We start from the raw sequence: 22,877 nt of genomic DNA on the forward strand, positions 1-22,877 counted from the left end.
GCTATCCGATCAAACACCCGGTCATTATCATTTCTTACTGATATTGAAAATCAATAGGTTGCGGAAACATGCAGTGCCTGTTTGCTGAGTAAACACGTCCGGTCAAGACCTGGTATTTCGACAAAAAAGAAAAAGTGTAAATGGAATACTTGCCAACGCACTTTCAGAGGGAGGCTTATCGGTGAGGTTTTGAGGTTTTTACATTGATCCGCTATTAATTGTCCATCTTAAGCTGTTTCAATCGATAGCGTAACGATCTGAAAGACAGCCCCAGTTGCTTTGCGGTGGCTGTTTGGTTCCAATTATTGTCTTCCAGAGCAAGTGAGATGGCTTTTCTTTCAATGCTTTCCAGATGATCTTCCAATGATCCCAAGATTGGATCATATTCCGGCGATTTAGCCGTATTATGCGCATCTATCGGCAGGTTCAAATCATCACTCTCTATGCTGTTGCCGTCATACAGCGCAAGCGCTCTTTCCATGATATTTTCAAGCTCGCGCACATTGCCCGGAAAATGATACCGTTGCAATGCCGTTAATGCGGATAGCGATAAGATCGGCCTATCCTGTTTGTTGGCGCCCGTCAGTTTGGCCAATATATGCCCGACAAGGATGGGTATATCGCCCGGCCGCTCTCGCAAGGGTGGAACATGAAGATCGATGACATTGATCCGGTAATATAAATCCTGCCTGAAGCTGCCGTCCCGAACCATGTCGTTGAGGTTTCGATGGGTAGCGCTGAGCAAACGAATATCGACCGGAATTTCCTGCTGGTCACCGACCGGACGAATTTTCTTTTCCTGTATGGCGCGCAGTAGTTTGACTTGCAGGGACAGGGGCAAATCGGCAACTTCATCAAGAAATAAGGTGCCGCCTTCTGCGGCCTGGAATAAGCCCTTTTTGTCGCTGACGGCACCGGTAAAACTGCCTTTTTTATGACCGAAGAATTCACTTTCCATCAGGTCGTGCGGGATCGCACCGCAGTTAATCGCTACAAAAGCATGATCGCTACGGGAGCTTTGCTGATGAATCAGCTTTGCAACCAGCTCCTTGCCTGAACCTGACTCGCCGCTGATATAGACCGGCGCCTGACTGCGCGCGAGTTTATCTATTTTTGCCCTGATCTCCTGCATGATTATCGATTCGCCCAGCAGCGTGTGCCGGGTTCGTCTTTCTTTGCCGGCGCTTGTATCGGAAAGCTTTAAAGCATTGTTAACCAGCAGCCTCAGCGCAGGTAAATCAACCGGTTTGGAAACAAAATCGAAGGCGCCTTTTTTCATCGCCAAAATTGCCGATTCCATGTTTCCGTGTGCGGTAATAACGGCAACCGGTATCGATGCGGACAGCGTTTGTATAAAATCAACCAGCTCCAGGCCGTTGCCATCCGGCAGTTTCATGTCGGTGAGGCAAAGATCGAAGGACTTTTGCTTCAATAACGCCTTGGCTTGAGTAATATTTTCGGCGCAGCAGCTCTGGATATTCATCCTGTTAAGGGTGATCTCCAACAGCTCACGGATGTCGGGTTCGTCATCTACAATCAAGGCCAGTGGTTTATTCATAGTTCAATTAGGGTCTGTTCCGCATTCAGCAAGCAGAGCCGAAAACAGCTCCTATTATTGTCGGTTAAATAATAGCTCAATTTTGCCTGATTTAACTCGGCTAATTCTCTTGAGATATAAAGCCCTAATCCCGTGCCGCTGGAAGAGGTGGTAAAAAAGGGCTCGAACAAGTGACTCTGGTGTTCGCTGCTGATGCCGAAACCGTTATCAATGACTTCTATGCAGGCGGCCTGCTGCAGGGCAAAAGCGCGTAAAATTATTGGCCCGGCCTCAGGCTTGCCGTATTTGAGTGCATTCCGGCACAGGTTGTCGGTAATCTGCCTTAAATGACCGGGATCTATAAACGCGCAGAGGGATTCGTCAGGGCACGAAAGCTTGAATACATCCATATTGACAGCATGTTCAAGCGTGAAATTTTTCAGGTAATTGTCCAGCCAGGGCTTTAGACGAATCTTTTCCCGCCTTGAATCGGTTCGTCTGGACAACTGTAAAATATCTTCAATGATATGGTTGACCCGGACTGAGTGGGTCTGGATGATTTCTGTCAGCCGCCGATCCTGGGCAGATAACAGCGGATTTTCCGACAGTAACTGGCCTGCGTGACTGATAGCGCCTAACGGGTTGCGTATTTCGTGGGCGATACTGGCGGTGAGCCGCCCCAACGATGCGAGCTTACTTTGCTGGACCTGCTGATTATAAAACGCAATATCCTCAAGAATAATCATGTAAAAAAACTCATGCCCGGTCGGCAGGAGCATGAACCGGCTATGAATTTCGGACTGATTCGGCAGTTGCAACAATACAAGATTCTGTTCGGGATCAGCCAGCCAGGTTTGAAAAGCTTCAGCTAAATATGCCGAAATATCACCCAGCTTGACCGGCAGTGTCGATAAATTTGCCAGCCGCAATGCAGACTCATTGGCCATCTGAATGGCCTGCTGCTTGTTGGCGATAATAATGCCCGATTGCAAATGCTGGATAATGTATTTGTTGAGATCTTCCAGTTTAATGATGGTTTGTTTTTGCTGATCGGCAAGCTGGAATATTTGTTCACTGCGTTTTGCAAGGATATATGACAGTAACGCAATGGTAAAAAATGCGGCGCCGAGCATTCCTGCGTTGGCGTAAGAGGTTGAGTTAAAACTGTATCTGTAATTGGCCACAACTTGTTCGGTCAACACGGCCAAGCTGGCCATGGCGGCAAAAAGCATGGCGCAACGGCCACCGATCAATAATCCGCCTGCTGCGATGGATACGGCAAGCAAGGTACCCATGCCGCTGTTAATCCCCCCGGAGGCATGCATGATCAAGGTGAGAATGAGTATGTCCGTAAAAATCAGCAATTGCGCTTGCGTGGTGTAGCTTGTCAGTCGCCAAACTATGCAGATACCGGATATGATTGACAGTATCAAGTAGCTTTGGCTGCTGTAAACGAACAATCGGCTGTCGTAGGTACCCAGTAATGAAGAATCCGTATAACTGTAGAACAAAGCGATAAACAGGCCGGCCAGGATAAGTCGATAACCTAAAAAAACTTTTAGCAGTATCCAGGCTTGTTGAGCGGGAATGCCGTAACCTTTAGAAAAAGGACAGGGAAAGATGGTCTCGTTGGTATTTGGCGGCATGTTTATTTTTAAAATGGCGTTTTGCGGGGACTTCGTTAAAATGCTCAATAAAGCCTTTAATCGTAGCATTTAGTTGTCATCTGTGTATGAAAAATACCCCCGCCGGACTGTGCCGGTTAATCCAAGGAGTCATTAATGAATATTCATGAATATCAGGCTAAACAGTTGTTTTTGCATTACTCCATACCTGTGCCTGATGGAAAGCAGGCGACAACGCCGGAAAGCGCCGAGCAGGTTGCCAAAGAACTGGGCGGCGACGGTTGGGTGGTTAAAGCCCAGGTTCATGCCGGTGGCCGAGGCAAAGTCGGCGGCGTAAAACTGGCCAAAACTCTGGCTGAAGTAGTTGAGTTTAGCCGGGAGATGCTCGGAAAACGACTGGTTACCAAACAGACCGGCGCGGAAGGCTTGCCGATTAATTCACTGCTGATAGAAAAAACTTACCCGATCAAGCGCGAGTTATACCTGAGCGTTCTGGTTGACCGGGGCAGCGAGCGCATCATTTTTATCGCCTCGGCCGCGGGTGGCATGGACATAGAAACCGTCGCCCACGAAACGCCTGAACAGATTATCTCGGTGCCCGTGCATCCGGCTGCTGGGTTGCAAGGCTATCAATGCCGGAAGGTTGCCTACGCATTGGGACTCAAAGGAGCGCAGATCAAGGCCTTGGGAAAAATCATGCAAGGCTTGTACGACCTGTTTTTAGCCAAGGACGCCAGCCAGATTGAAATTAATCCCTTGATAGAAACCGACAGCGGTGAGTTGATGGCGCTGGATGCCAAGATCAATTTCGACGATAACGCGGTAGAAGCCCATCCCGATATTTTAGCCATGAAAGACCCCGCTCAGGAAGATGAAAAAGAAAACAAGGCCGAGCAATTCGGGCTGAACTACATTACGCTGGAAGGCAACATCGGCTGCATGGTCAACGGCGCAGGACTGGCGATGGCGACGATGGATCTGGTTAAACTCAAAGGCGGGCTTCCGGCCAATTTTCTCGATGTCGGCGGCGGCACCAGTGTTGACAAGGTCTGCGAGGCGTTCAAGCTGATCCTGTCCGATCATAGCGTAAAGGCGGTACTGGTGAATATTTTCGGCGGCATCGTCCAGTGCGACATTATCGCGGCGGGCATTTTAGCCGCTGTCGAACAGGTTCACGTTACCCTACCTGTAGTAGTGCGCCTGGAAGGCACCAATGCCGAACAGGGCCGGGCCTTGTTAAGCAACACCGGACTTAATCTTTATGCAGCGGATGATTTAGCACACGCGGCAGAACAAGTCGTAGCATTGGCGGAGGCCGCATGAGCATTTTAATCGACAAAGACACCAAAGTAATTTGCCAGGGCTTTACCGGCAAACAAGGCACTTTTCATTCCCAGCAAGCGCTGGATTACGGCACCTTATTAGTCGGCGGCGTCACCCCGGAACGCGGCGGCGAAACTCATTTGGGTTTGCCGGTGTTCAACACCGTACAGGATGCCGTCAGCGGCACCGGAGCGACCGCCAGCGTCATTTACGTGCCGCCTTTTTATGCAGCTGACGCCATTCTGGAAGCGGTCGATGCCGGAATTAAACTGATCGTCTGCATCACCGAAGGCATCCCGATATTGCAAATGCTGCGCGTTAAGGCGGCGATGGCCGGTACCGGCGCATTGCTAATCGGGCCGAACTGCCCCGGCGTGATCACCCCCGGCGCATGCAAAATCGGCATCATGCCCGGCCATATTCACCTGCCCGGATCTATCGGCATCGTGTCGCGCTCCGGCACCTTGACCTATGAATCGGTGCATCAAACCACCGCGCAAGGCTTGGGGCAAAGCACCTGCGTCGGTATCGGCGGCGACCCGATACACGGCATGAACTTCGTCGATGTCCTAAGTCGTTTTCAAGCCGACGAGCAAACCAAAGGCATCGTGATGGTCGGTGAAATCGGCGGCGGCGAAGAAGAAGATGCCGCCGAATATATTAAAGCGCACGTCACCAAACCCGTGGTTGCTTATATCGCAGGACAAACCGCGCCTCCCGGAAAGCGCATGGGGCATGCCGGTGCGATAGTCACCGGCGGCAAAGGCACTGCTGAAGGTAAAGTCGCCGCGCTTAAAGCGGCGGGGATTGAAGTGGTGAGCTCACCTACGGATATTGGCGTGGCGATGAAGGGGTGTTTGTAGAGACGCGATTTATCGCGTCTTAATCCAGCATAACTCGACCTTTCTACCTTCATCATCAAAATAGAATGAAAATAGTTACATGGAATTGTAATGGTGCATTACGCAAAAAATATCAGGTATTAACGGAATTCGATGCGGATTTATTAATTATTCAAGAATGCGAAGATCCTGATAGGTCAACGCCCGAATATAAAAAATGGGCGGATAACTTTTTATGGATTGGGGAAAATAAAAATAAAGGCATAGGTATTTTCTCAAGGAAGGCAATTAGCATTAAGGCACTGAATTGGAATCCTGAAGGACTTCAATCTTTTTTACCTTGCATTGTAAATGACTCGTTTATTTTAGTAGCGGTTTGGACTAAGCAAGCCAATTCCCCAACGTTTAAATATATCGGTCAGTTATGGAAGTATCTACAGTTACACAAAGAAAAATTTGTCGGTAATGATGTCTTGCTATGCGGCGATTTTAATAGCAACAGCATTTGGGATGTTTGGGATAGATGGTGGAACCATGCTGATGTCGTAAATGAACTGGAAGGCCACAATATAAAGAGCATTTACCATACTCTGTTAGAAGAAGATCAAGGCAAGGAAACTCAGCCAACGTTTTTTCTTCATAGAAGAAAAGAAAAACCGTATCACATTGACTATGCTTTTGTTTCAAAACACCTGATTAATCATGAAGATAGTTTTTTTATTGGTGAGCCTGAAAACTGGCTTGAATATAGCGATCATATGCCAATAGTCTTTGGAGTAAATGTTTCTTAGCCCATAAAGACAATTCCCTGCAAGGCAATGATTTAATGAGCTTAATACCAACAGGAGAACCATCATGCACATTGACGTTGAATTAGACGAAATCCATTCAGAACGTCTAATGAGATTACAGCAACGCTTGAATAAACCGCTAACCGAAATCGCCGCGGAAATTTTGGCGAGAGCGGTCGACGAAACGATCTTACCGAATGAAACAGAAGGCTCCAAGATACTGAAAATAATGGAAAAGCATGGGATTCTTGGGTGTATGGAAGGTGAAGGCACACTGTCTGTGGACTACAAAAAACATTTATGGGGTACAGATGATTAGTGCCGATACTGGCTGTTACCGCTGGAAAAACCATCTTCCATTTGTCAATTTACTGGAGGACTTATAGTTTAATAAGTCCGCATTTCCTCCAAATCGCACCTTTAAATTCATACCGTTCCTAAATGACCCTAAAAATAGCCCTAGCCCAAACCAACTTCCTGGTCGGCGACATCGCCGCCAATGTCGACAACATCGCTCAAGCCGCGATCCATGCCCGAGATGAATTAGGCGCGGATATGATCGTCTTTCCTGAACTGGCCATTACCGGCTATCCGGCGGAAGACTTGTTGTTGCGCGCCGATTTTATTACGGCTGCCAATAACGCGCTTTATCAACTGGCCGATCGCGTTGCCGGTATTGCACTGGTGGTCGGCTTTCCCGAACGCGATGGCGACAAGCTTTACAACAGTGCGGCAGTATTGCATCAGGGCGCGATACTGGCCTGCTACCGCAAACGGGCGCTACCCAATTACGGTGTGTTTGATGAGCAGCGTTATTTTACGGCAGGCAGCCAGCCGTGCGTATTTGAGTTCAACGGCACGTTTATAGGGCTGACCATTTGCGAAGATGTCTGGAGGCAAGGCATTATTGAAGACAACAAACAGGCGGGAGCTGAGTTGCTGTTGACCCTTAACGCCTCGCCATTCAATTCGGGAAAAATCCATCAACGCGAAGCTGTTATTTGCAGCCAGGTTAAAGCCGCGCAAATTCCGTTGGTTTATGTCAATCAGATCGGCGGCCAGGATGAATTGATTTTCGACGGCTCGTCTTTCGTCGTTGATACAGACGGCGACATCGTCTTCCGTGCTGCGGAATTTAAAGAGCAGATCAGCGTAGTCGAGTTTGACGGCAATAAGCCCGTAAAAACTACCTGTGCGCCGTCCTACAATGAAGTCTCCAGCGAATATCAGGCCCTCGTGCTGGGCATTAAAGATTATGTGCGCAAAAACGGTTTCCAGGGCGCCATTTTGGGCTTGTCCGGCGGCATCGATTCGGCGCTGGTTCTGGCTTTGGCCGTCGATGCGTTGGGCGCTGATAAAGTCGAAGCCGTGCTGCTGCCGTCGCGCTACACCCAAGATATGAGCAACGAAGATGCGGTACTGGAAGCGGAAGCCTTGGGCGTCAAATACCATATTATTCCGATAGAACCCGCCGTTAACGCCTTTACCGGCATGTTGGCCGATATTTTTTCCGGTACGGCTAAAGACGCTACCGAAGAAAATATTCAGGCGCGTTGCCGTGGCGTGGTTTTAATGGCGCTGTCGAACAAGCAGGGCAAGCTGTTGCTGACCACCGGCAACAAGAGCGAAATGAGCGTCGGTTACGCGACTTTGTACGGCGACATGTCCGGCGGTTTTGCGCCGATCAAAGACGTACCCAAGATGCTGGTTTACCGGTTGGCGCGTTATCGTAATTTATTATCGCCGGTGATACCGGAACGGGTTATTATTCGCCCGCCATCGGCCGAACTTGCGCCCGATCAGGTTGATGCCGACTCTTTGCCGCCTTACGACGTATTAGACCCGATACTGGAGCGCTATATCGAGAAAGACCAATCCGCCGATGAAATTATCGCCGCCGGCTTCAGGCCGGAAGATGTAGCGAGAGCCATCAGCCTGGTAGACCGCAACGAATATAAACGCAGGCAATCCCCGCCGGGAATCAGAATTACCGGCAGGGCGTTCGGTCGCGACCGACGCTATCCGATCACTTCCGGCTATAAGGGTATTTAATTATCCGCTTGAAAGCGCTTCTCCATATCTTGAAGGAATGGATTACCCTTTCTCAATTCCTGACTATTTGTAATACAATAGGCAGGTTTACAACCGTTTGTTTCGATCACCCAATGTTCCTGCCGGCGGATTATAAAAACAAAGCTATAGCTGTGTTGGCTGTCGACATTACCTATTGATCTTTTCAATAGCGATATACCGCTCTAACAATCCGCATAGCCAATAAAACATTACTGCAGCTCACAGAGTTGTTCATGAGTAGACAGTATTTAATAATTTAAAAAAGGTCAGTTATATGTGTTGGAGTGGTGAAGCGTCAGGCGTTTTAGCCGTCGCAGGTCTTAGTACCGCAGCTTATGTTGCGATTAAACAAGGGGAGTCGAAAGAACTCTGGATTCCGCTAACTTATTTTGCCTTAATGGAGTTATTACAGGCAGTCACTTACGTCTATATCGACTTATGTGACAATCCGAGCAACCAGATACTCACGCTTCTGGGCTATTTGCACGTCTCGTTCCAGCCGTTTTTCGTCAACATGGTTGCGATGTACTTCATTCCGGAAAGCGTTAAACTCAAAATCCGGACAACGGTCTATACCCTTTGTGCGATTGGCACGCTTTTCATGCTGATCAAGATGTATCCTTTTGTCTGGGCGGGTTCCTGCAACATCGGCATAGAAGGTTTTTGCGGACCGAGCGTCTGTTCCACTTCCGGCTCCTGGCATATCGCCTGGCAAATGCCGCTGAACGGCCTGATGTCAGACCCGGTCGGCTGGCTGTTCGGCTTTAACTGGGGCTTGCATGCGTTTACCTATATTGTCGTTGCCTTTTACCTGCCGCTTATGTACGGCTCATGGCGTTTCGTGGGTTTCCATTATTTAATCGGCCCGTTTATTTCCGACATTACCACTACCGATCCCAACGAATATGCCGCGGTTTGGTGTTTGTTTTCGATCGCGTTATGCGTATCGGTTATTAAATCCCCGATCAGAAAACATCTGCACGTTAAAACCTGGCCTTTTTATAAAAAATATATTGGCGATTCGCTTTGATTCAAGTGCGCAGGTCGAGTTACGCTGAAGCTAACCCGACCTGCGCAGCGTTTCGCAGCCCAACCTGCGAATTTCATTTAACATTACCCGTCCCGCTCACCCCATAACAACCGCTTTTCGCTTTGCCCCCCAGTTTCCCGGCTTTGCATTGAACACCCCCGCACACCGCTCGCCGCAAAAACGGCAATTTCCCGACGCATCCAGATTCCAGTCGGACAATTCGTACCAGTCGCGGCCTATCACTAGCTTTTTACAGCGGTGGCAATAGGTGCTCTGTTCGGACTTGTCATGTACATTGCCCACATAGGCATAATGCACACCGTTTTTTAAAGCGATTTGGCGTGCTTTTAATAAAGATGAAAGCGGCGTAGGGGACTTATTACGCATCTTCCAATCAGGGTGAAACGCGGTGAAATGCATTGGCACATCCGGTCCCAGATTCTCGACCACCCATTGGGTCATGGCTTCCAGTTCCGCTTGCGAATCATTTTCATCAGGAATAATCAGGGTGGTCAGCTCCAGCCAGACCGATGTTTCATGCTTGATATATTTAATCGTTTCCAATACCGGTTCCAGATGCCCGCCGACAATTTTGTAATAAAACTGCTCGGAAAAGGCTTTTAAATCAATATTGGCGGCATCCATCCATTGATAAAATTCGGCTCTGGGCTCCGCGCAAACATAACCTGCGGATACCGCAACCGATTTTATGCCCAGACTCCTGCAGGCTTGGGCTGTATCAATCGCATATTCATGAAAAACCACCGGATCGTTATAGGTATAAGCAACGCTGTGGCAGCCGTTATCCCGTGCCGCCTGTGCAATTGCATCGGGCGATGCCTTGCTCATCAGGGTATCCATTTCCCGCGATTTGCTGATGTCCCAATTCTGACAGAAATTGCAGGCCAAGTTGCAACCGGCGGTGCCGAAAGAAAATACCGAGGTGCCAGGCAAAAAATGGTTCAGCGGTTTCTTTTCGATAGGATCAATGGCAAAACCGCTGGAGCGTCCGTAACTGGTCATCACAATCTGGTCGTCCAGATTCTGTCTGACAAAACACAGGCCGCGCTGGCCTTTGTGCATCTTACAAAACCGCGGGCAAAGGTCGCATTGCACACGATCATCCTCAAGAGCATGCCAGTAGTGAGTTCTTACGGTATCTTTGGTAACAAAATCAGTCATGATTGTTCTCCTGTTTCTACTAATAAATAGTAAAAAGACGACACTTTATTCGTGCAACAATAGTGAATTGAGGCTTATTTAATAACTCAACCATTTTGCAGGGCGAACTGTGATGATTACAATTTGCTTTGTTCAAGTTATAAAATTTCCATTCTTTAGCATGACTTATCAACAGGGTAAAATAAATGATTTTCGCATCCTTAAGTAATGATACTTATAGATGTCAGATGGCTTTGACTCTATCATCCCATGCCATTGATAGAGTATCGATTTACGCTGCAGAACACTTGCACGTGAAGGGTTTGGTAATAACTCGTTACCAATAAGTGTTACTGCCTTGCGGACCGAGACTCCGAAACCGCCACCAGGATTTCCTCAGCAAGAGCTGCCCGCAGAGGGTATCTCCAATCTGCTCCTACTCCATGCCGTTGTATAGATCACATAAAAGGACAAGCTAATGAATAGACAGCCCGCCGTAGCAGGCTCTTTTTATCCTGCAAATCCGGAACAACTCCATCTGATGCTGGATCAGTTTTTGAGTAATGCGGCGACCGGCGAAAGAGCTCCCAAAGCCATCATCGTGCCGCATGCCGGTTATATTTATTCCGGCCCGATCGCCGCAAGCGCCTATACCCGCTTAAAAAAAGCCCATGATCGGATAACCCGTGTGGTGCTTATCGGCCCCTCTCATCGCGTAGCTTTCAGGGGGCTTGCCGTGAGCAGAGCGGAAACATTTACCACGCCTTTGGGGCGCGTCTTTGTCGATCAGGCGGCAGTGCGGACTATCGTCCAACTGCCCTTTGTCGAGTACATTGAGCAGGCCCACACCTATGAACACAGCCTGGAAGTGCATCTGCCTTTTTTACAGGAAGTGCTGGATAACTTTGAAATCGTGCCCATTGTTGCCGGCGAATCATCCGCGGAACAAGTCAGTCAGGTGCTTGATGTATTGTGGGGTGGAGATGAAACGCTGATTGTGATCAGTTCAGACCTGAGTCATTATCATGATTATGCAACCGCTCAGCAGATGGATAAATCAACCAGCCAAACCATAGAACAGCTGCAATATGAGCAACTCGCCTCAGAATCCGCCTGCGGCAAAGTGCCTGTCAGCGGCTTATTAAAACTGGCACGGAAAAAGTCATTGTCCGTTACAAACATTGATCTGCGCAACTCCGGCGACACCGCAGGGGATAAAATCAGCGTGGTCGGCTACGGTGCTTATGTCATTGAATGAGACGAGCCGTCAACTTCTGCTGGAGCTGGCAAAGCACTCCATTCGATACGGCTTGCAAACAGGTCGCCCCCTGAAAATCAACTTGGGCGATTATCCCAAAGAATTGTCAGAGCTGTGCGCCACCTTTGTTACCTTGCAGATCAATCATCACACAGCCATATTGCGCGGCTGTATAGGTACGCTGAAAGCGGCCAGACCGCTGGCCGAAGACATTGCCGAAAATGCATTTTCCGCCGCCTTTAGAGATCCTCGCTTTCCACCGCTGGAAGCCCATGAACTGGACGACCTGGAAATACATTTGTCCATACTCGCTCCCGCTGAGCTCGTATCATTTAGCTCTGAACAGGATTTGCTATCCCAATTACAGCCCAATATTGACGGCCTGATTTTAGAAGAGGGCCATTGGCGTGGCACTTTTTTGCCATCGGTATGGGAGTTACTGCCGGAGCCTCAGCAATTTTTGCGTAATTTGAAACAAAAAGCCGGGTTGCCGCCCGACTACTGGTCCCAAAATATTCGAATTTACCGCTACTATGTCGAGACAATTGACTGAGTGTAAAACGTTATACTTTACGTCGACAAATGGCGATCAGCATCCGCAAGAGACTTTCCCGTTATTGGATACTGAATTATTTTTTTAAAGCACGATCCAACTATTAACAGCTTACAAGGCTGGATTACCAGCGCGCCAGGATTTTTCGCGAAAGCTAAAACGGACTCCATACGATTTTAGCAGCGAAAAATCCTGACAGTTATTGCTTTCGGTGATCCGTATTTGTTCTGTGCCCATTACGCCGCGTACTTTGCTTCACTCGTACTCGACATAACTCCCACAATGATTTAGCGCTGTATCGGATGGTCTTGTATTTGACTACACTTCCTGCCCTTCTTCAAAGTGAATCATTAAGCCCCCACCGTGAACGGATGAAACAAGGATGATGTCGCCGTATGCAGGATGTTTGGCGCACTTGGCGGCAATCATTCCGGCGTACTCAACCCTGTCAACTTCGTGGTAGATATGTTCGGAGATCTCTGCGTATTGCTGTATTGTGAGAGGCGTTATCTTTGCGTCTTTCATTCAGATAGCCTCCAATACATAAAAAAAAGACGAGCATAATGAGTAGCCCTTATTTTGTTGTTGTTAATACCCTATTCCTTTTTCATTATTGAAATTCGAATCTAACACGCATAAATGTAAACTGTCCTTTATGATATTGAGATCCTACATTTGTAAGCCTGTTGCCAATCCCTGAAAAAGCCAGGGACCGGCTTAGCTGTATTCATAAAAAATCCAAAAATCGTGCCATCCTCTGTTAATTAGCTGTCAAGGTCAACGCAATGTAAATAAATCTTACGGTTAAAGAGCAGCACTACCATTAATGTGAGTTGAACTATGATGTTAAACATCCATACTATGTTTTTCATGATGATTTCCTCAAAGCGAATTTATTAAATTTATGCTTGCGTCAGTCATGTCGGCTATGTCGATCTAACGTTCTTGATCTCGTTATCGACTGACATTTTTATTATTAAAGGCAAAATATTAAATCCCAACCAGTCATCGCCCGATAACACCATTTTGAAAAGTTTTGTAGCGGCAAAAAGGCGTTTTGCATTTTGCCGGGCTATGTCTGCATTCCCGGACACACCCCTACGCTTACCCTTGCATTTCTCTATCTCCTGCGTCCGTGCAGTCGTCAAAAACAAGTTGGTGTTATACAAGCATCTATAGGGTAGAGCATCCAACTTATTCAATCAATAAGCCCTTTTACCTATCAGATGAGCGCTGGATGCCTTATATCACCGAGCCTCAGGTATTTTTTAATTCCGGGTGATGCCAAAAATCAAAGCATAAAAAATACCATCTATTTAATTTTCTTATAAACCAATAAATTATATTTTGTTGATATTTACCACGACTTTTTTACTTTTAAAAAGCCGGCTATTTCTTTAGGAAAGGGGAATTATTTTTCCTATTTCGGCAATACATTAAGCATATTTCTATCGGAACGCCGGCTAATAACAAGCCTCGTTTTCGGAGATTTATTTATTACTACCACCATTGCCACGCCATAATTTTCTCCGCCTTACAACAAACCATGCTCTGCAAATGAATAAGGCTGCCCGTCACCGATAATAAAATGATCCAGAACCCTTATATCGAACAAGGCCAAGGCCTGCTTAAGTTTCTCGGTGATATGTTTATCGGCCTGGCTGGGTTCGGAAATACCGGACGGATGGTTATGGGCAAAAATGACCGCCGCCGCATTATGGCGTAATGCCTGCTTGGCGACTTCCCGTGGATAAACGCTGGCACCGTCTATGGTGCCTCTGAATAATTCATCCAGCTGTATGACCCGGTGCTGGTTATCAAGAAATAAACAGGCAAACACTTCGTAGCTGTAGCCACGCAGTTGCGCGCTGAGATAGGAACGGGTGATTTCCGGACTGGTTAGCGCATCGCCGCGCTGCAAGGCTTCCTTAAAATGTCGTCGGGCCATTTCCAATACGGCCTGGAGTTGGGCATAAGTGGCCTCGCCCAAGCCTTTGCCCTCGCAAAAGCGTTGCTGGTCGGCGCCTAATAAGGCGTTCAGGGAGCCGAAATCGCTCAACAGCTCACGTGCCAAATCAACTGCGGATTTGCCGGGCGAGCCGGTGCGCAGAAAAATAGCCAGCAGTTCCGCGTCGGTTAAAGCGGCTGAGCCGCGTCGCAACAGTTTTTCTCTGGGCCGATCTTCTGCCGACCAATCTTTAATGGACATAAGCTTCTCTCTATACGATTGAAATTTAAGCATAGAAGAATTTCTTCATACTTGCCATAATGTCATTTTTGTTCAAGCGTCCGGGCATTACTATTAACAAGCATATTTTATTGGCTGTCAGCGGCGGTATTGCCGCTTACAAGTCGGCCGAATTGGTCAGGCTGTTGCGAAAACGAGGCGCCAAAGTGCGTGTGGTGATGACCCGCTCAGCCATGCAGTTTGTTAGTCCGCTGACCTTTCAGGCGCTTTCCGGCAATCCGGTGCATAGCGAATTGCTTGATGCGGATGAAGAGCATGCGATGGGGCATATCAATCTGGCGCGCTGGGCTGATGTATTGATTATTGCTCCGGCAACGGCCAATACCCTTGCAAAATGCAGTCACGGTCTGGCTGATGACTTATTGTCAACACTCTACCTGGCTGCAACCTGCCCTGTTTATGTTGCCCCGGCCATGAATCAGGCCATGTGGCATAAAACGGTCACTCAGGAAAACATTCAAAAACTCAAAAGCCACGGCGTTATTGTTATCGGCCCGGAACAGGGCGATCAGGCTTGCGGCGAAACCGGCTTCGGCAGAATGTCCGAACCTCTGGACATTTGCAACCGTTTAATGGATGAACCGGCAACACAGTGTTTAAGCGGGCTTAAGGTTTTAATCAGCGCCGGTCCCACTCGCGAACCTTTAGATCCGGTACGCTACATCACCAATCGCAGTTCAGGAAAAATGGGCTATGCGCTTGCCAACGCCGCATTAAAAGCGGGCGCCAAAGTTACGCTGGTCAGCGGCCCGGTTATGCTTTCCGCTCCTGATAATACAGACTTTTTCAGCGTAGAAACAGCGGCGCAAATGCATGCGGCGGTTATCGCCAAAGCCCCGGATCATGATATTTACATCGGTGCGGCGGCGGTTGCCGATTACAGTCCCATGCACATGGAAAAAGAAAAAATAAAAAAACAGGCCGACCAAACCACGCTGACGCTGCAAAAAACCAGAGATATTCTAGCGGAAGTTGCGCAACTCACTACCCGCCCGTTCACGGTCGGATTCGCAGCAGAAACGCATGATCTTGAAAAATACGCCCAAGACAAATTGACACAAAAAAATCTGGATATGATAGCGGCAAACTGGGTCGGTCGTGATCTGGGCGGCTTTGATAGCGAGCAAAATGCATTGCAGGTATTCTGGAAAAACGGTCAAAAAGCCCTGGCAATGACTGACAAAAATCAACTAGCCGAACAACTAATCGGTTTAATCGCAGAGAGAATGGACTATGAAAGGCACCACAAAAATACAGCTTAAAATTCTGGACGGTCGTTTAGGCAAAGACATTCCGCTACCTGAATATGCAACATCAGGATCGGCGGGTTTGGATTTACGCGCCTGCCTGGATGAGCCGGTCGAGTTAAAACCGGGAGAAACGCTGTTAATTCCAACCGGTCTGGCTATCCATATCGATGACCATCAGTTAGCTGCCGTTTTATTGCCCAGATCCGGTCTGGGGCATAAACACGGCATCGTGTTGGGTAACCTGGTCGGGCTGATCGATTCGGATTATCAAGGGCAGGTCTTCGTCTCCTGCTGGAACCGGGGCGACACCGCTTTTACCATTAATATCGGCGAGCGCATCGCCCAAATGATTTTTGTGCCGGTGGTGCAGGTGGAATTCGAACAAGTCGCCGAGTTTGATCAAAGTTTGCGCGGCTCCGGCGGCTTTGGTCATACGGGTCGCCATTAAGCCGTTTTTCTTTTATAGAGACATAAACATGATACGACTATTTTCTTTACTGTCAGCGTTTGCTGTTTTAATGGTTTTAACTGCCGGCGCCGGTGTTTACTGGATCAGTGCGACCCAAATCACGCAATCAAAGCAGGACTCAACAGCGGCTGTTGCAAAAAGCGTCGCATTGGGCATAACGGCACAGGTAAATCTGCTAATCGACACCTTGGAGAAAATGAGCCGGGATCCCGAGGTGTTGGCTGCAGTTACCAGTGCGGATACGGCTCAATTAACCACCGTGTCCGCAAAGCTTGAAAAGCATTTGTCCGGCATTCTGAAGGTCAGACTGTTATTACCCGGTGTCAGCGAACTTGATGACAAAAGCGTACCCAAAATGGGTTATGCCGATCTGGACATGGTACGGGAGACATTTACCAAAAACCAACTACCGGCAATACAAGGCGATACCGGACCTGACAGACATCTGGCGATAACCCGTAGAATTATGCAGAATGATCAGGTGGTCGGCGTTATTCTGGCCAGCTTAAACTATGATTTTATTAGTAAAATCGTACAGGCAGCGGAGCTAAAAGGCGGGCATCTTGAATTGAGACAAGCGGCATTGGTGTTAGGCGCTGCCGGTGAACCGGCCGGTGCAGAACAGCAAAACGATGATACGCAAGTACAAGTAGCCAATACCGGCTGGCAACTGCATTACCGGTATGGCGACAGTGCAAATTTCGGCGGACTGGCTGTCATTATCGGCATAGTTGTTCTCCCCGCCTTGCTGACGCTGCTGGCTTTTTTTATGGGATACCGGAAGCTTTCAACTCTGCTGTCGCAAGACCTGGGCAGTGTGCTAAAAGCCTGCAAGGACATGATGACTAATAAACGACAGGCGACCTACCCTGTTAAGTTATCTGAAATAAACCGCGTTATTTCAACGCTGGTGCAGTTTAAACGGGTTATGGATAATCAGGACAGCGACATAACCAGCGATAATGACAGTGTCGGAATGGGCGGTTTTTTTGATGACTTCGATGACGCCGTGACCACGGCTGCTCCCGACAGCCTTGCGGTATTTCCTTCATCCCTGGCGGTTAAACCAACAGCTACGCCTCCCGGAACGGAAGAAGTTATGACCCCAAGAATGGGGGAAAAAGCAGGTGCCGAGGTCGAGCGGCCGCCTAAAGCACAAACCGGCAGCGTTAATTTTAATAAACCGGCTATCATAACCAGTAAACCGGAAGTCGTTGAAAAAACCGTACCGGATTTTTTTGACATGCCCATTTCCATAAAAAAAACGGCTGACACAGGCATTATCTTCAGGGCTTATGACATCCGGGGCATAGTCGGCAAAACGCTGACTAAGGAGGTGGTTTACGATATTGGCCGTGCGCTGGGCACTCAGGCTAAAGAGTATGGCTGTAAAACAATGGTAGTCGGCCGTGATGGAAGAACCTCCAGCCCTGCGCTGGCGGAAGCCCTGTCTAAAGGAGTTATTGCAACCGGACTCAATGTGCTGGATATAGGCATGGTGCCTACGCCGGTGCTTTATTTTGTGGCAAGACACACCGAAGGGCGTTCCGGGGTGATGATTACCGGCAGCCATAACCCCCCCGATTATAACGGCCTGAAAATGGTCATCAACGGCGAAACGCTGGCCGACGAAAGAATCCAGCAACTTAAGACCTGCATTGATAATCAGGCCTATGCCGCAAGCAAACCCGGCAGTATCGAACAGAACAGCCACTTCAGCAATGAATACATCGGCGTTATTTCTGAGGATATACATATCGCCAGACCGATGACCGTTGTGCTGGACTGCGGCAACGGCGTTGCCGGCGAACTGGGGCCCATGCTGCTGAAAACACTGGGCTGCGAAGTCAAGGAACTGTTCTGCGACATCGACGGCACGTTTCCTAATCACCATCCTGATCCCAGTAATCCGAAGAACCTGAGCGAATTGATTGCAACGGTCAAACATTACAAGGCTGACATAGGCATCGCTTTTGACGGCGATGGCGACCGTTTGGGCGTTGTCGATTCAAACGGAAAAATCATCTGGCCGGACAGACAAATGATGCTGTTTGCCAAAGATGTGCTGACAGGAAAACCCGGCTCGGAAATCATTTACGATGTGAAATGTACCCGTCATCTACCCGATCAAATCATAAAATACGGCGGCAGGCCGACCCTATGGAAAACCGGGCATTCGTTGATGAAAGCAAAGCTTAAGGAAACCGGCGCCAAGTTGGCCGGCGAGATGAGCGGACATATTTTCTTTAATGATCGCTGGTTCGGTTTTGATGATGCCTTATATTCGGCTGCGCGTTTACTTGAAATACTGTCCCGCGACGCGCGCACCAGCGCCGAAATATTTGCCGATTTTCCCGATAGCATCAACACCCCGGAACTGAATGTCGCACTGGAAGACGGCGAAAATTTCGCTTTTATGGACGGCCTGTTTGCTGCCGCCCATTTTAGCGACGGCAAAATCACCGATATAGACGGAATGCGCGTCGACTTCCCGGACGGCTGGGGACTGGTGAGGGCATCAAACACAACACCGTCACTGGTTATTCGTTTTGAGGCCGATTCGGAAGCCGCAATGAACCGTATTCAGGAGCAATTCAGACAACTTATGAAAAAAATCAAACCTGACATTGTTTTGCCTTTTTAATAAACAGGCAAAATTGTATCGCCGGAAAAACCCTATAAAGACAAAGTTAAATACCGTGCCGCCCGGTTTCTTGTACAATGGTATTACTATAATAAAATAGTGGTTTATATATCCAGCTTCTTACTCCAGGAAAAAATAATGAAAAAAACAAAACTATTGCTTTCGCTATCCTTGTTGTTTGGCTTGTCAAGCACGGCCTTATTTGCCGCCCCCCTGACTTCCAATAAAGACATCATCGGCAGTTGGTTTCTGGAATATACAAAAAAATCGCCGGAAGATGCCGAGACAAAACTTATGGGCATGACTTGGGTGCTTGATAACAGCCAAGTGACCCAAAAGGACATTCCTCAAGTTAGAGGCAATCCCTATAATGCGCCCGCAGTTGACTATGTTGTTGAAGATGGCACCTTAAAAATCAGCATACTGGGCAGAGCAGGCAAATTCGATGTTTATTCGTTAGTGGAAAAAACCGATACGGCTATGGTACTTAAAGATAATAAATACGGCACCTACATGTATTTTACCAAAAAATAAGTACCTCTTCCGCCTGTCGGGACTTACGCGTCTAAGCAGACCTGTAAGTCCCGACACATCGCTACGCTGCTCCATACATTGCTCTACCTCGGCAACTGTCGCCTTCCTTTCTTATAGTCGTAACTGCTGCATTCACGCAATTGTCGGTACATCACACACTCCGTTTTCATCACGGACAGCACAGGCAAAAAGCCGCGTTGATCACTGCGTTAGCCGGCGAATTGGCATTGATTTTGTTTGGATGGATAATCGAATGATTTTAATGGATAATGCACGTCTGTTTACTTGATCTAACCTACGCAGTGAAGCAATGAAAAAAAAGATAGAGGAACTTATCCTGCAAGCCGTTGAAACACTCAAATCAGACGGTGTTCTCGCTCAGGAAATTATCCCAAATATTACTATTGACCGCACCCGTGACGCACAACACGGCGATTTCGCGTCGAATCTGGCATTAATGCTGGCGAAACAGGTCAATACAAACCCGCGCCAGCTGGCTGAAAAGCTGATTGCCGCACTGCCCCAAGACGCCGCAATTATTAAAGTTGAACTGGCCGGCCCCGGCTTTATCAATTTCTTTATCGATCCCAACTCCCAATATCGGATTATCAAGCAAATTCACGACGAAGGCCGGAAGTTTGGCTTAAGCAATATCGGTGCCGGTAAAAAAGTTCAGGTCGAGTTCGTTTCCGCCAATCCTACCGGGCCTTTGCATGTGGGCCATGGCCGTGGAGCCGCCTACGGCTCTGCGGTTGCCGATTTATTGCAGGCAGTCGGCTTTGACGTGTATCGCGAATATTATGTCAATGATGCCGGTCGGCAGATGGATATACTCGCCACTAGTATCTGGCTGAGATACCTGGAAGAATGCGGCGAAGTCGTGCATTTTCCCTGCAACGGTTATCGAGGCGAATATGTACGCGAAATTGCCAACGACATTCATAACAACGCCAACAATGAATATCGCAGACCGGTAGAGCTGGTATTTGAAGACATTCCGCTCGATGAACCCGTGGGCGGCGATAAGGAAGAACATATCGATGCGCTGATAGCTCGCGCCAAGACCTTGCTGGGAGCCTCGTTATATCAGGACTTTTTTCAAATCGGCTTGAACAACATCCTGGAAGACATCAAGATCGACTTAAGCGAGTTTGGCGTTGACTATCAGGAATGGTTTTCAGAACGCCGGCTGATGGACGACGGGTCGGTGGAAAAAGCCCTGGAACGCTTACGTGTCGGTGGTCATCTTTATCAAAAGGATGGCGCGACCTGGTTTGCCTGCGCCGATTTAGGCGACGAGAAAGACCGGGTGGTTGTCCGCGAGAATGGTCAATCCACCTATTTTGCGTCCGATATTGCCTACCACATGAACAAGCTGGATCGCGGTTTTGACCAGATTATCAACATTTGGGGAGCCGATCATCATGGCTACATTCCCCGAGTCAGAGCCGCCATTCAGGCCTTAGGCGCTGATGTATCCAAATTAAAAGTGCTGCTGGTACAGTTTGCCTCGCTTTATCGCGGCGAAGAAAAAGTACAAATGTCGACCCGATCCGGTGAATTTGTCACCTTGCGGCAATTGCGTAATGAAGTCGGTAAAGACGCAGCACGCTTCTTTTATGTGATGCGCAGATCCGAACAGCACATGGATTTCGACCTGAAACTGGCGACCTCCAAATCCAACGAAAACCCGGTCTTTTATGTGCAGTATGCTTACGCCAGAGTATGCAGCGTATTGCGTCAACTGGATGAAAAAAACGGGGTAAGGGATTTGCTGCTGGGCATGGAAAATCTGGCACTGTTAACCGAAGAGCACGAAACCAATCTGCTGGGAACACTGGCGCGCTACCCTGAAGTGCTGGAGCGTGCTGCGTTACAGTACGAGCCGCATCAGCTGATTCAATACCTGCGCGAATTGGCAAACGAGTTTCATACTTACTACAACGCGCATCAATTTCTTGTCGATGATGCAAAAATTCGTAATGCAAGGCTCAATTTGATTTGCGCAGTGAAACAGATATTGGCAAACGGCTTGGGCTTGCTGAATATCAACACACCTGAAGCAATGTAAAATGGCTAAAGACTACAAACATAGAACGCAGAATAAGAACGCCGCGTCGTACAGACAAAACTCAGGCCAACAAAAAAGCCTGGGGCTGTGGCGATGGATGCTGATTACCGCATCGATTATTTCGTTTGTAGTCTTTCTGGTTTATTTGCGCAGCACCGGATCGAAACAAATAACGCCTCAGCCGAACATGCCGACCAAGACTGAAGAAGTCAAAGTTGAAGCGCCCACGCAGGAGAAAAAGCCCGATCTGGGGCCGGTGCTGCCGCAATTTGATTTTTATACCATCCTGCCGGAAAAAGAAGTCATCGTGCCGGATTACGAAATTAATACCCGCGCCAGAGAAGAACGGGTAGGTCAGGCAAAAACCGCCAGTTATATTTTGCAGGCCGGTTCGTTCCGGGAATTTAAAGATGCCGACAGCTTAAGAGCCAAGCTGGCTTTAATGGGGATTGAATCCAAAGTTGAGAAGGCAAAAATCGGCAATGTGATCTGGAATCGGGTCAAGATGGGCCCTTACACCCAAATGACCAGCGTTAGCACCATTAGAAGTCGATTAAGGGAAAACGGCATAGATGCGGTCGTTATGGAAATTAACCATAAATAAAAACCCGGTAGACCTATCTATTTTATTCTGTTGTTTTACCATCAAAATGTTCGTTGTCGGCCTCTGCGTCGTCGCGGGTATGATGGACAACGCCGTCCCGATGATGCGGCGGCGCATACAGCGTATAAAGCTTTAGCGGAACACTGCCGGTATTAATGATATTGTGATTCATCCCGGCCGGAACGATTATCGCGAAACCCTCCCGAATGGGGGTCCGAACGCCATCGAGAACCACCTCGCCGGTCCCCTCCTCTACGCGAAAAAACTGGTCGAGCTTGTGGACTTCCGCACCGATCTCTTCCTTCGGCTTTAACGCCATCACCACGAGCTGGCAGTGTTTTGCCGTATAAAGCACTTGGCGAAACTCCTCATTCTTGACAGTAATATCTTCGATATTCTGCACAAATCCTTTCATAACGAATCCTCTTTTGTTTTGTCTGATAGGTGGTAATACTGCGGCCTTAACCGCGCACTGAGCGAGAGCCGAAACAAACAACAGAGTAGGCTCGCGGGCTTCGGCTTCGCTCAGCCAAACGTTATTTTGACAGCCCTTTCGTTAAGTCAAAGCATGGAGCTGACGCATTTGTTTATCACATGGGTGGAGTTGTCGTCCATTCCTTCATCGCTTGATCGCCCGGGCGATCTACTTTAACCTTGCCTCCTTCGGTTGAGGTTACCCAGCTTAGCGGAATGTAATGGTGCTGCCCGGTCTTATCTTTAGTCAACTTGATGGCATCTTCCCCTTCCATATGATCGACAGTGGCAAACTGACCGTCTTGAGAACAGACAACAGGCATATCAGGTTTAATTGTGTCGGTGTTAATCATTGTGTTGGTAGTCATAGTCTTGCTCCTGTTAGCTCAA

Annotated in this window: 21 protein-coding genes; 14 read left to right on the top strand and 7 right to left on the bottom strand. The window is 48.3% G+C overall.

Annotated elements, in window-relative coordinates; all coding sequences use genetic code 11:
- Positions 1–214 precede the first annotated feature (214 nt).
- Positions 215–1,558: a sigma-54 dependent transcriptional regulator gene (locus tag Q8L79_RS15395; RefSeq protein ID WP_305272923.1), complete on the bottom strand. Its 1,344-nt coding sequence runs from the start codon at positions 1,556–1,558 to the stop codon at positions 215–217.
- On the bottom strand, positions 1,555–3,252 hold the full coding sequence (locus tag Q8L79_RS15400; RefSeq protein WP_305272925.1) for a PAS domain-containing sensor histidine kinase: 1,698 nt from the start codon (positions 3,250–3,252) through the stop codon (positions 1,555–1,557). Before Q8L79_RS15400 ends, Q8L79_RS15395 begins: the two co-directional genes overlap by 4 nt.
- Before the next feature lie 66 nt (positions 3,253–3,318).
- On the opposite strand from Q8L79_RS15400, the gene sucC reads away from it, so the two are divergent.
- The 6 genes from sucC to Q8L79_RS15430 all read left to right on the top strand — a co-directional run bounded on the left by sucC (position 3,319) and on the right by Q8L79_RS15430 (position 9,221).
- Positions 3,319–4,485 (top strand): ADP-forming succinate--CoA ligase subunit beta, encoded by a 1,167-nt coding sequence (sucC, locus tag Q8L79_RS15405; protein ID WP_305272928.1) that lies wholly within the window; start codon positions 3,319–3,321, stop codon positions 4,483–4,485.
- Entirely contained in the window at positions 4,482–5,348 is an 867-nt protein-coding gene (gene sucD, locus Q8L79_RS15410) for a succinate--CoA ligase subunit alpha (RefSeq protein ID WP_305272931.1), read from the top strand. Before sucC ends, sucD begins: the two co-directional genes overlap by 4 nt.
- Before the next feature lie 65 nt (positions 5,349–5,413).
- A complete protein-coding gene (locus tag Q8L79_RS15415) occupies positions 5,414–6,118 on the top strand; it encodes an endonuclease/exonuclease/phosphatase family protein (protein ID WP_305272935.1) in 705 nt (234 codons plus the stop codon).
- Positions 6,119–6,182: 64 nt separating this feature from the next.
- Positions 6,183–6,437, top strand: a complete 255-nt coding sequence (locus Q8L79_RS15420; RefSeq protein WP_305272938.1) for a hypothetical protein — start codon at positions 6,183–6,185, stop codon at positions 6,435–6,437.
- A gap of 122 nt (positions 6,438–6,559) precedes the next feature.
- Positions 6,560–8,170 (top strand): NAD+ synthase, encoded by a 1,611-nt coding sequence (locus tag Q8L79_RS15425; RefSeq protein ID WP_305272940.1) that lies wholly within the window; start codon positions 6,560–6,562, stop codon positions 8,168–8,170.
- Between the two features lie 295 nt (positions 8,171–8,465).
- Entirely contained in the window at positions 8,466–9,221 is a 756-nt protein-coding gene (locus Q8L79_RS15430) for a DUF5765 domain-containing protein (protein ID WP_305272943.1), read from the top strand.
- 96 nt (positions 9,222–9,317) lie between these two features.
- On the opposite strand, the gene amrS is transcribed toward Q8L79_RS15430, so the two are convergent.
- On the bottom strand, positions 9,318–10,403 hold the full coding sequence (gene amrS, locus Q8L79_RS15435; protein ID WP_305272947.1) for an AmmeMemoRadiSam system radical SAM enzyme: 1,086 nt from the start codon (positions 10,401–10,403) through the stop codon (positions 9,318–9,320).
- A 457-nt stretch (positions 10,404–10,860) separates the two neighbouring features.
- On the opposite strand from amrS, the gene amrB reads away from it, so the two are divergent.
- Positions 10,861–11,640, top strand: coding sequence for an AmmeMemoRadiSam system protein B (gene amrB, locus Q8L79_RS15440; protein ID WP_305272950.1), 780 nt, complete (start codon positions 10,861–10,863; stop codon positions 11,638–11,640).
- Entirely contained in the window at positions 11,627–12,193 is a 567-nt protein-coding gene (gene amrA / locus Q8L79_RS15445; RefSeq protein ID WP_305272953.1) for an AmmeMemoRadiSam system protein A, read from the top strand. The genes amrB and amrA overlap by 14 nt, the downstream gene beginning before the upstream one ends.
- Positions 12,194–12,511: 318 nt before the next feature.
- Here amrA and Q8L79_RS15450 read toward each other — a convergent pair whose 3' ends face one another.
- Together Q8L79_RS15450 and radC are read right to left on the bottom strand one after the other, a co-directional pair.
- A complete protein-coding gene (locus tag Q8L79_RS15450; protein WP_305272955.1) occupies positions 12,512–12,718 on the bottom strand; it encodes a hypothetical protein in 207 nt (68 codons plus the stop codon).
- A gap of 1,009 nt (positions 12,719–13,727) precedes the next feature.
- A complete protein-coding gene (gene radC, locus Q8L79_RS15455; protein WP_305272958.1) occupies positions 13,728–14,402 on the bottom strand; it encodes a DNA repair protein RadC in 675 nt (224 codons plus the stop codon).
- A gap of 59 nt (positions 14,403–14,461) precedes the next feature.
- On the opposite strand from radC, the gene coaBC reads away from it, so the two are divergent.
- The 6 genes from coaBC to Q8L79_RS15485 all read left to right on the top strand — a co-directional run bounded on the left by coaBC (position 14,462) and on the right by Q8L79_RS15485 (position 22,013).
- Positions 14,462–15,703, top strand: a complete 1,242-nt coding sequence (coaBC, locus tag Q8L79_RS15460; RefSeq protein WP_305272961.1) for a bifunctional phosphopantothenoylcysteine decarboxylase/phosphopantothenate--cysteine ligase CoaBC — start codon at positions 14,462–14,464, stop codon at positions 15,701–15,703.
- The gene (dut, locus tag Q8L79_RS15465) at positions 15,675–16,139 is read left to right on the top strand and encodes a dUTP diphosphatase (protein ID WP_305272964.1); all 465 of its coding nucleotides are present in this window, start codon (positions 15,675–15,677) and stop codon (positions 16,137–16,139) included. Before coaBC ends, dut begins: the two co-directional genes overlap by 29 nt.
- A gap of 28 nt (positions 16,140–16,167) precedes the next feature.
- Positions 16,168–18,804 carry a phosphomannomutase/phosphoglucomutase gene (locus Q8L79_RS15470; protein ID WP_305272967.1) on the top strand — a complete coding sequence of 879 codons (2,637 nt, stop codon included), beginning with the start codon at positions 16,168–16,170 and terminating at the stop codon, positions 18,802–18,804.
- Between the two features lie 138 nt (positions 18,805–18,942).
- Positions 18,943–19,338, top strand: a complete 396-nt coding sequence (locus Q8L79_RS15475) for a hypothetical protein (RefSeq protein WP_305272970.1) — start codon at positions 18,943–18,945, stop codon at positions 19,336–19,338.
- A gap of 310 nt (positions 19,339–19,648) precedes the next feature.
- Positions 19,649–21,409 carry an arginine--tRNA ligase gene (gene argS, locus Q8L79_RS15480; RefSeq protein WP_305272973.1) on the top strand — a complete coding sequence of 587 codons (1,761 nt, stop codon included), beginning with the start codon at positions 19,649–19,651 and terminating at the stop codon, positions 21,407–21,409.
- 1 nt (position 21,410) lies between these two features.
- The gene (locus Q8L79_RS15485) at positions 21,411–22,013 is read left to right on the top strand and encodes an SPOR domain-containing protein (protein ID WP_305272976.1); all 603 of its coding nucleotides are present in this window, start codon (positions 21,411–21,413) and stop codon (positions 22,011–22,013) included.
- Between the two features lie 22 nt (positions 22,014–22,035).
- Here Q8L79_RS15485 and Q8L79_RS15490 read toward each other — a convergent pair whose 3' ends face one another.
- Positions 22,036–22,428, bottom strand: a complete 393-nt coding sequence (locus Q8L79_RS15490) for a cupin domain-containing protein (RefSeq protein WP_305272979.1) — start codon at positions 22,426–22,428, stop codon at positions 22,036–22,038.
- Between the two features lie 175 nt (positions 22,429–22,603).
- Complete coding sequence (locus tag Q8L79_RS15495; RefSeq protein ID WP_305272983.1) at positions 22,604–22,855, bottom strand: DUF2171 domain-containing protein; 252 nt, start codon at positions 22,853–22,855, stop codon at positions 22,604–22,606.
- Positions 22,856–22,877: the final 22 nt, after the last annotated feature.

The organism is Methylobacter sp., assembly GCF_030680395.1.
Taxonomy (GTDB): Bacteria; Pseudomonadota; Gammaproteobacteria; order Methylococcales; family Methylomonadaceae; genus Methylobacter_A.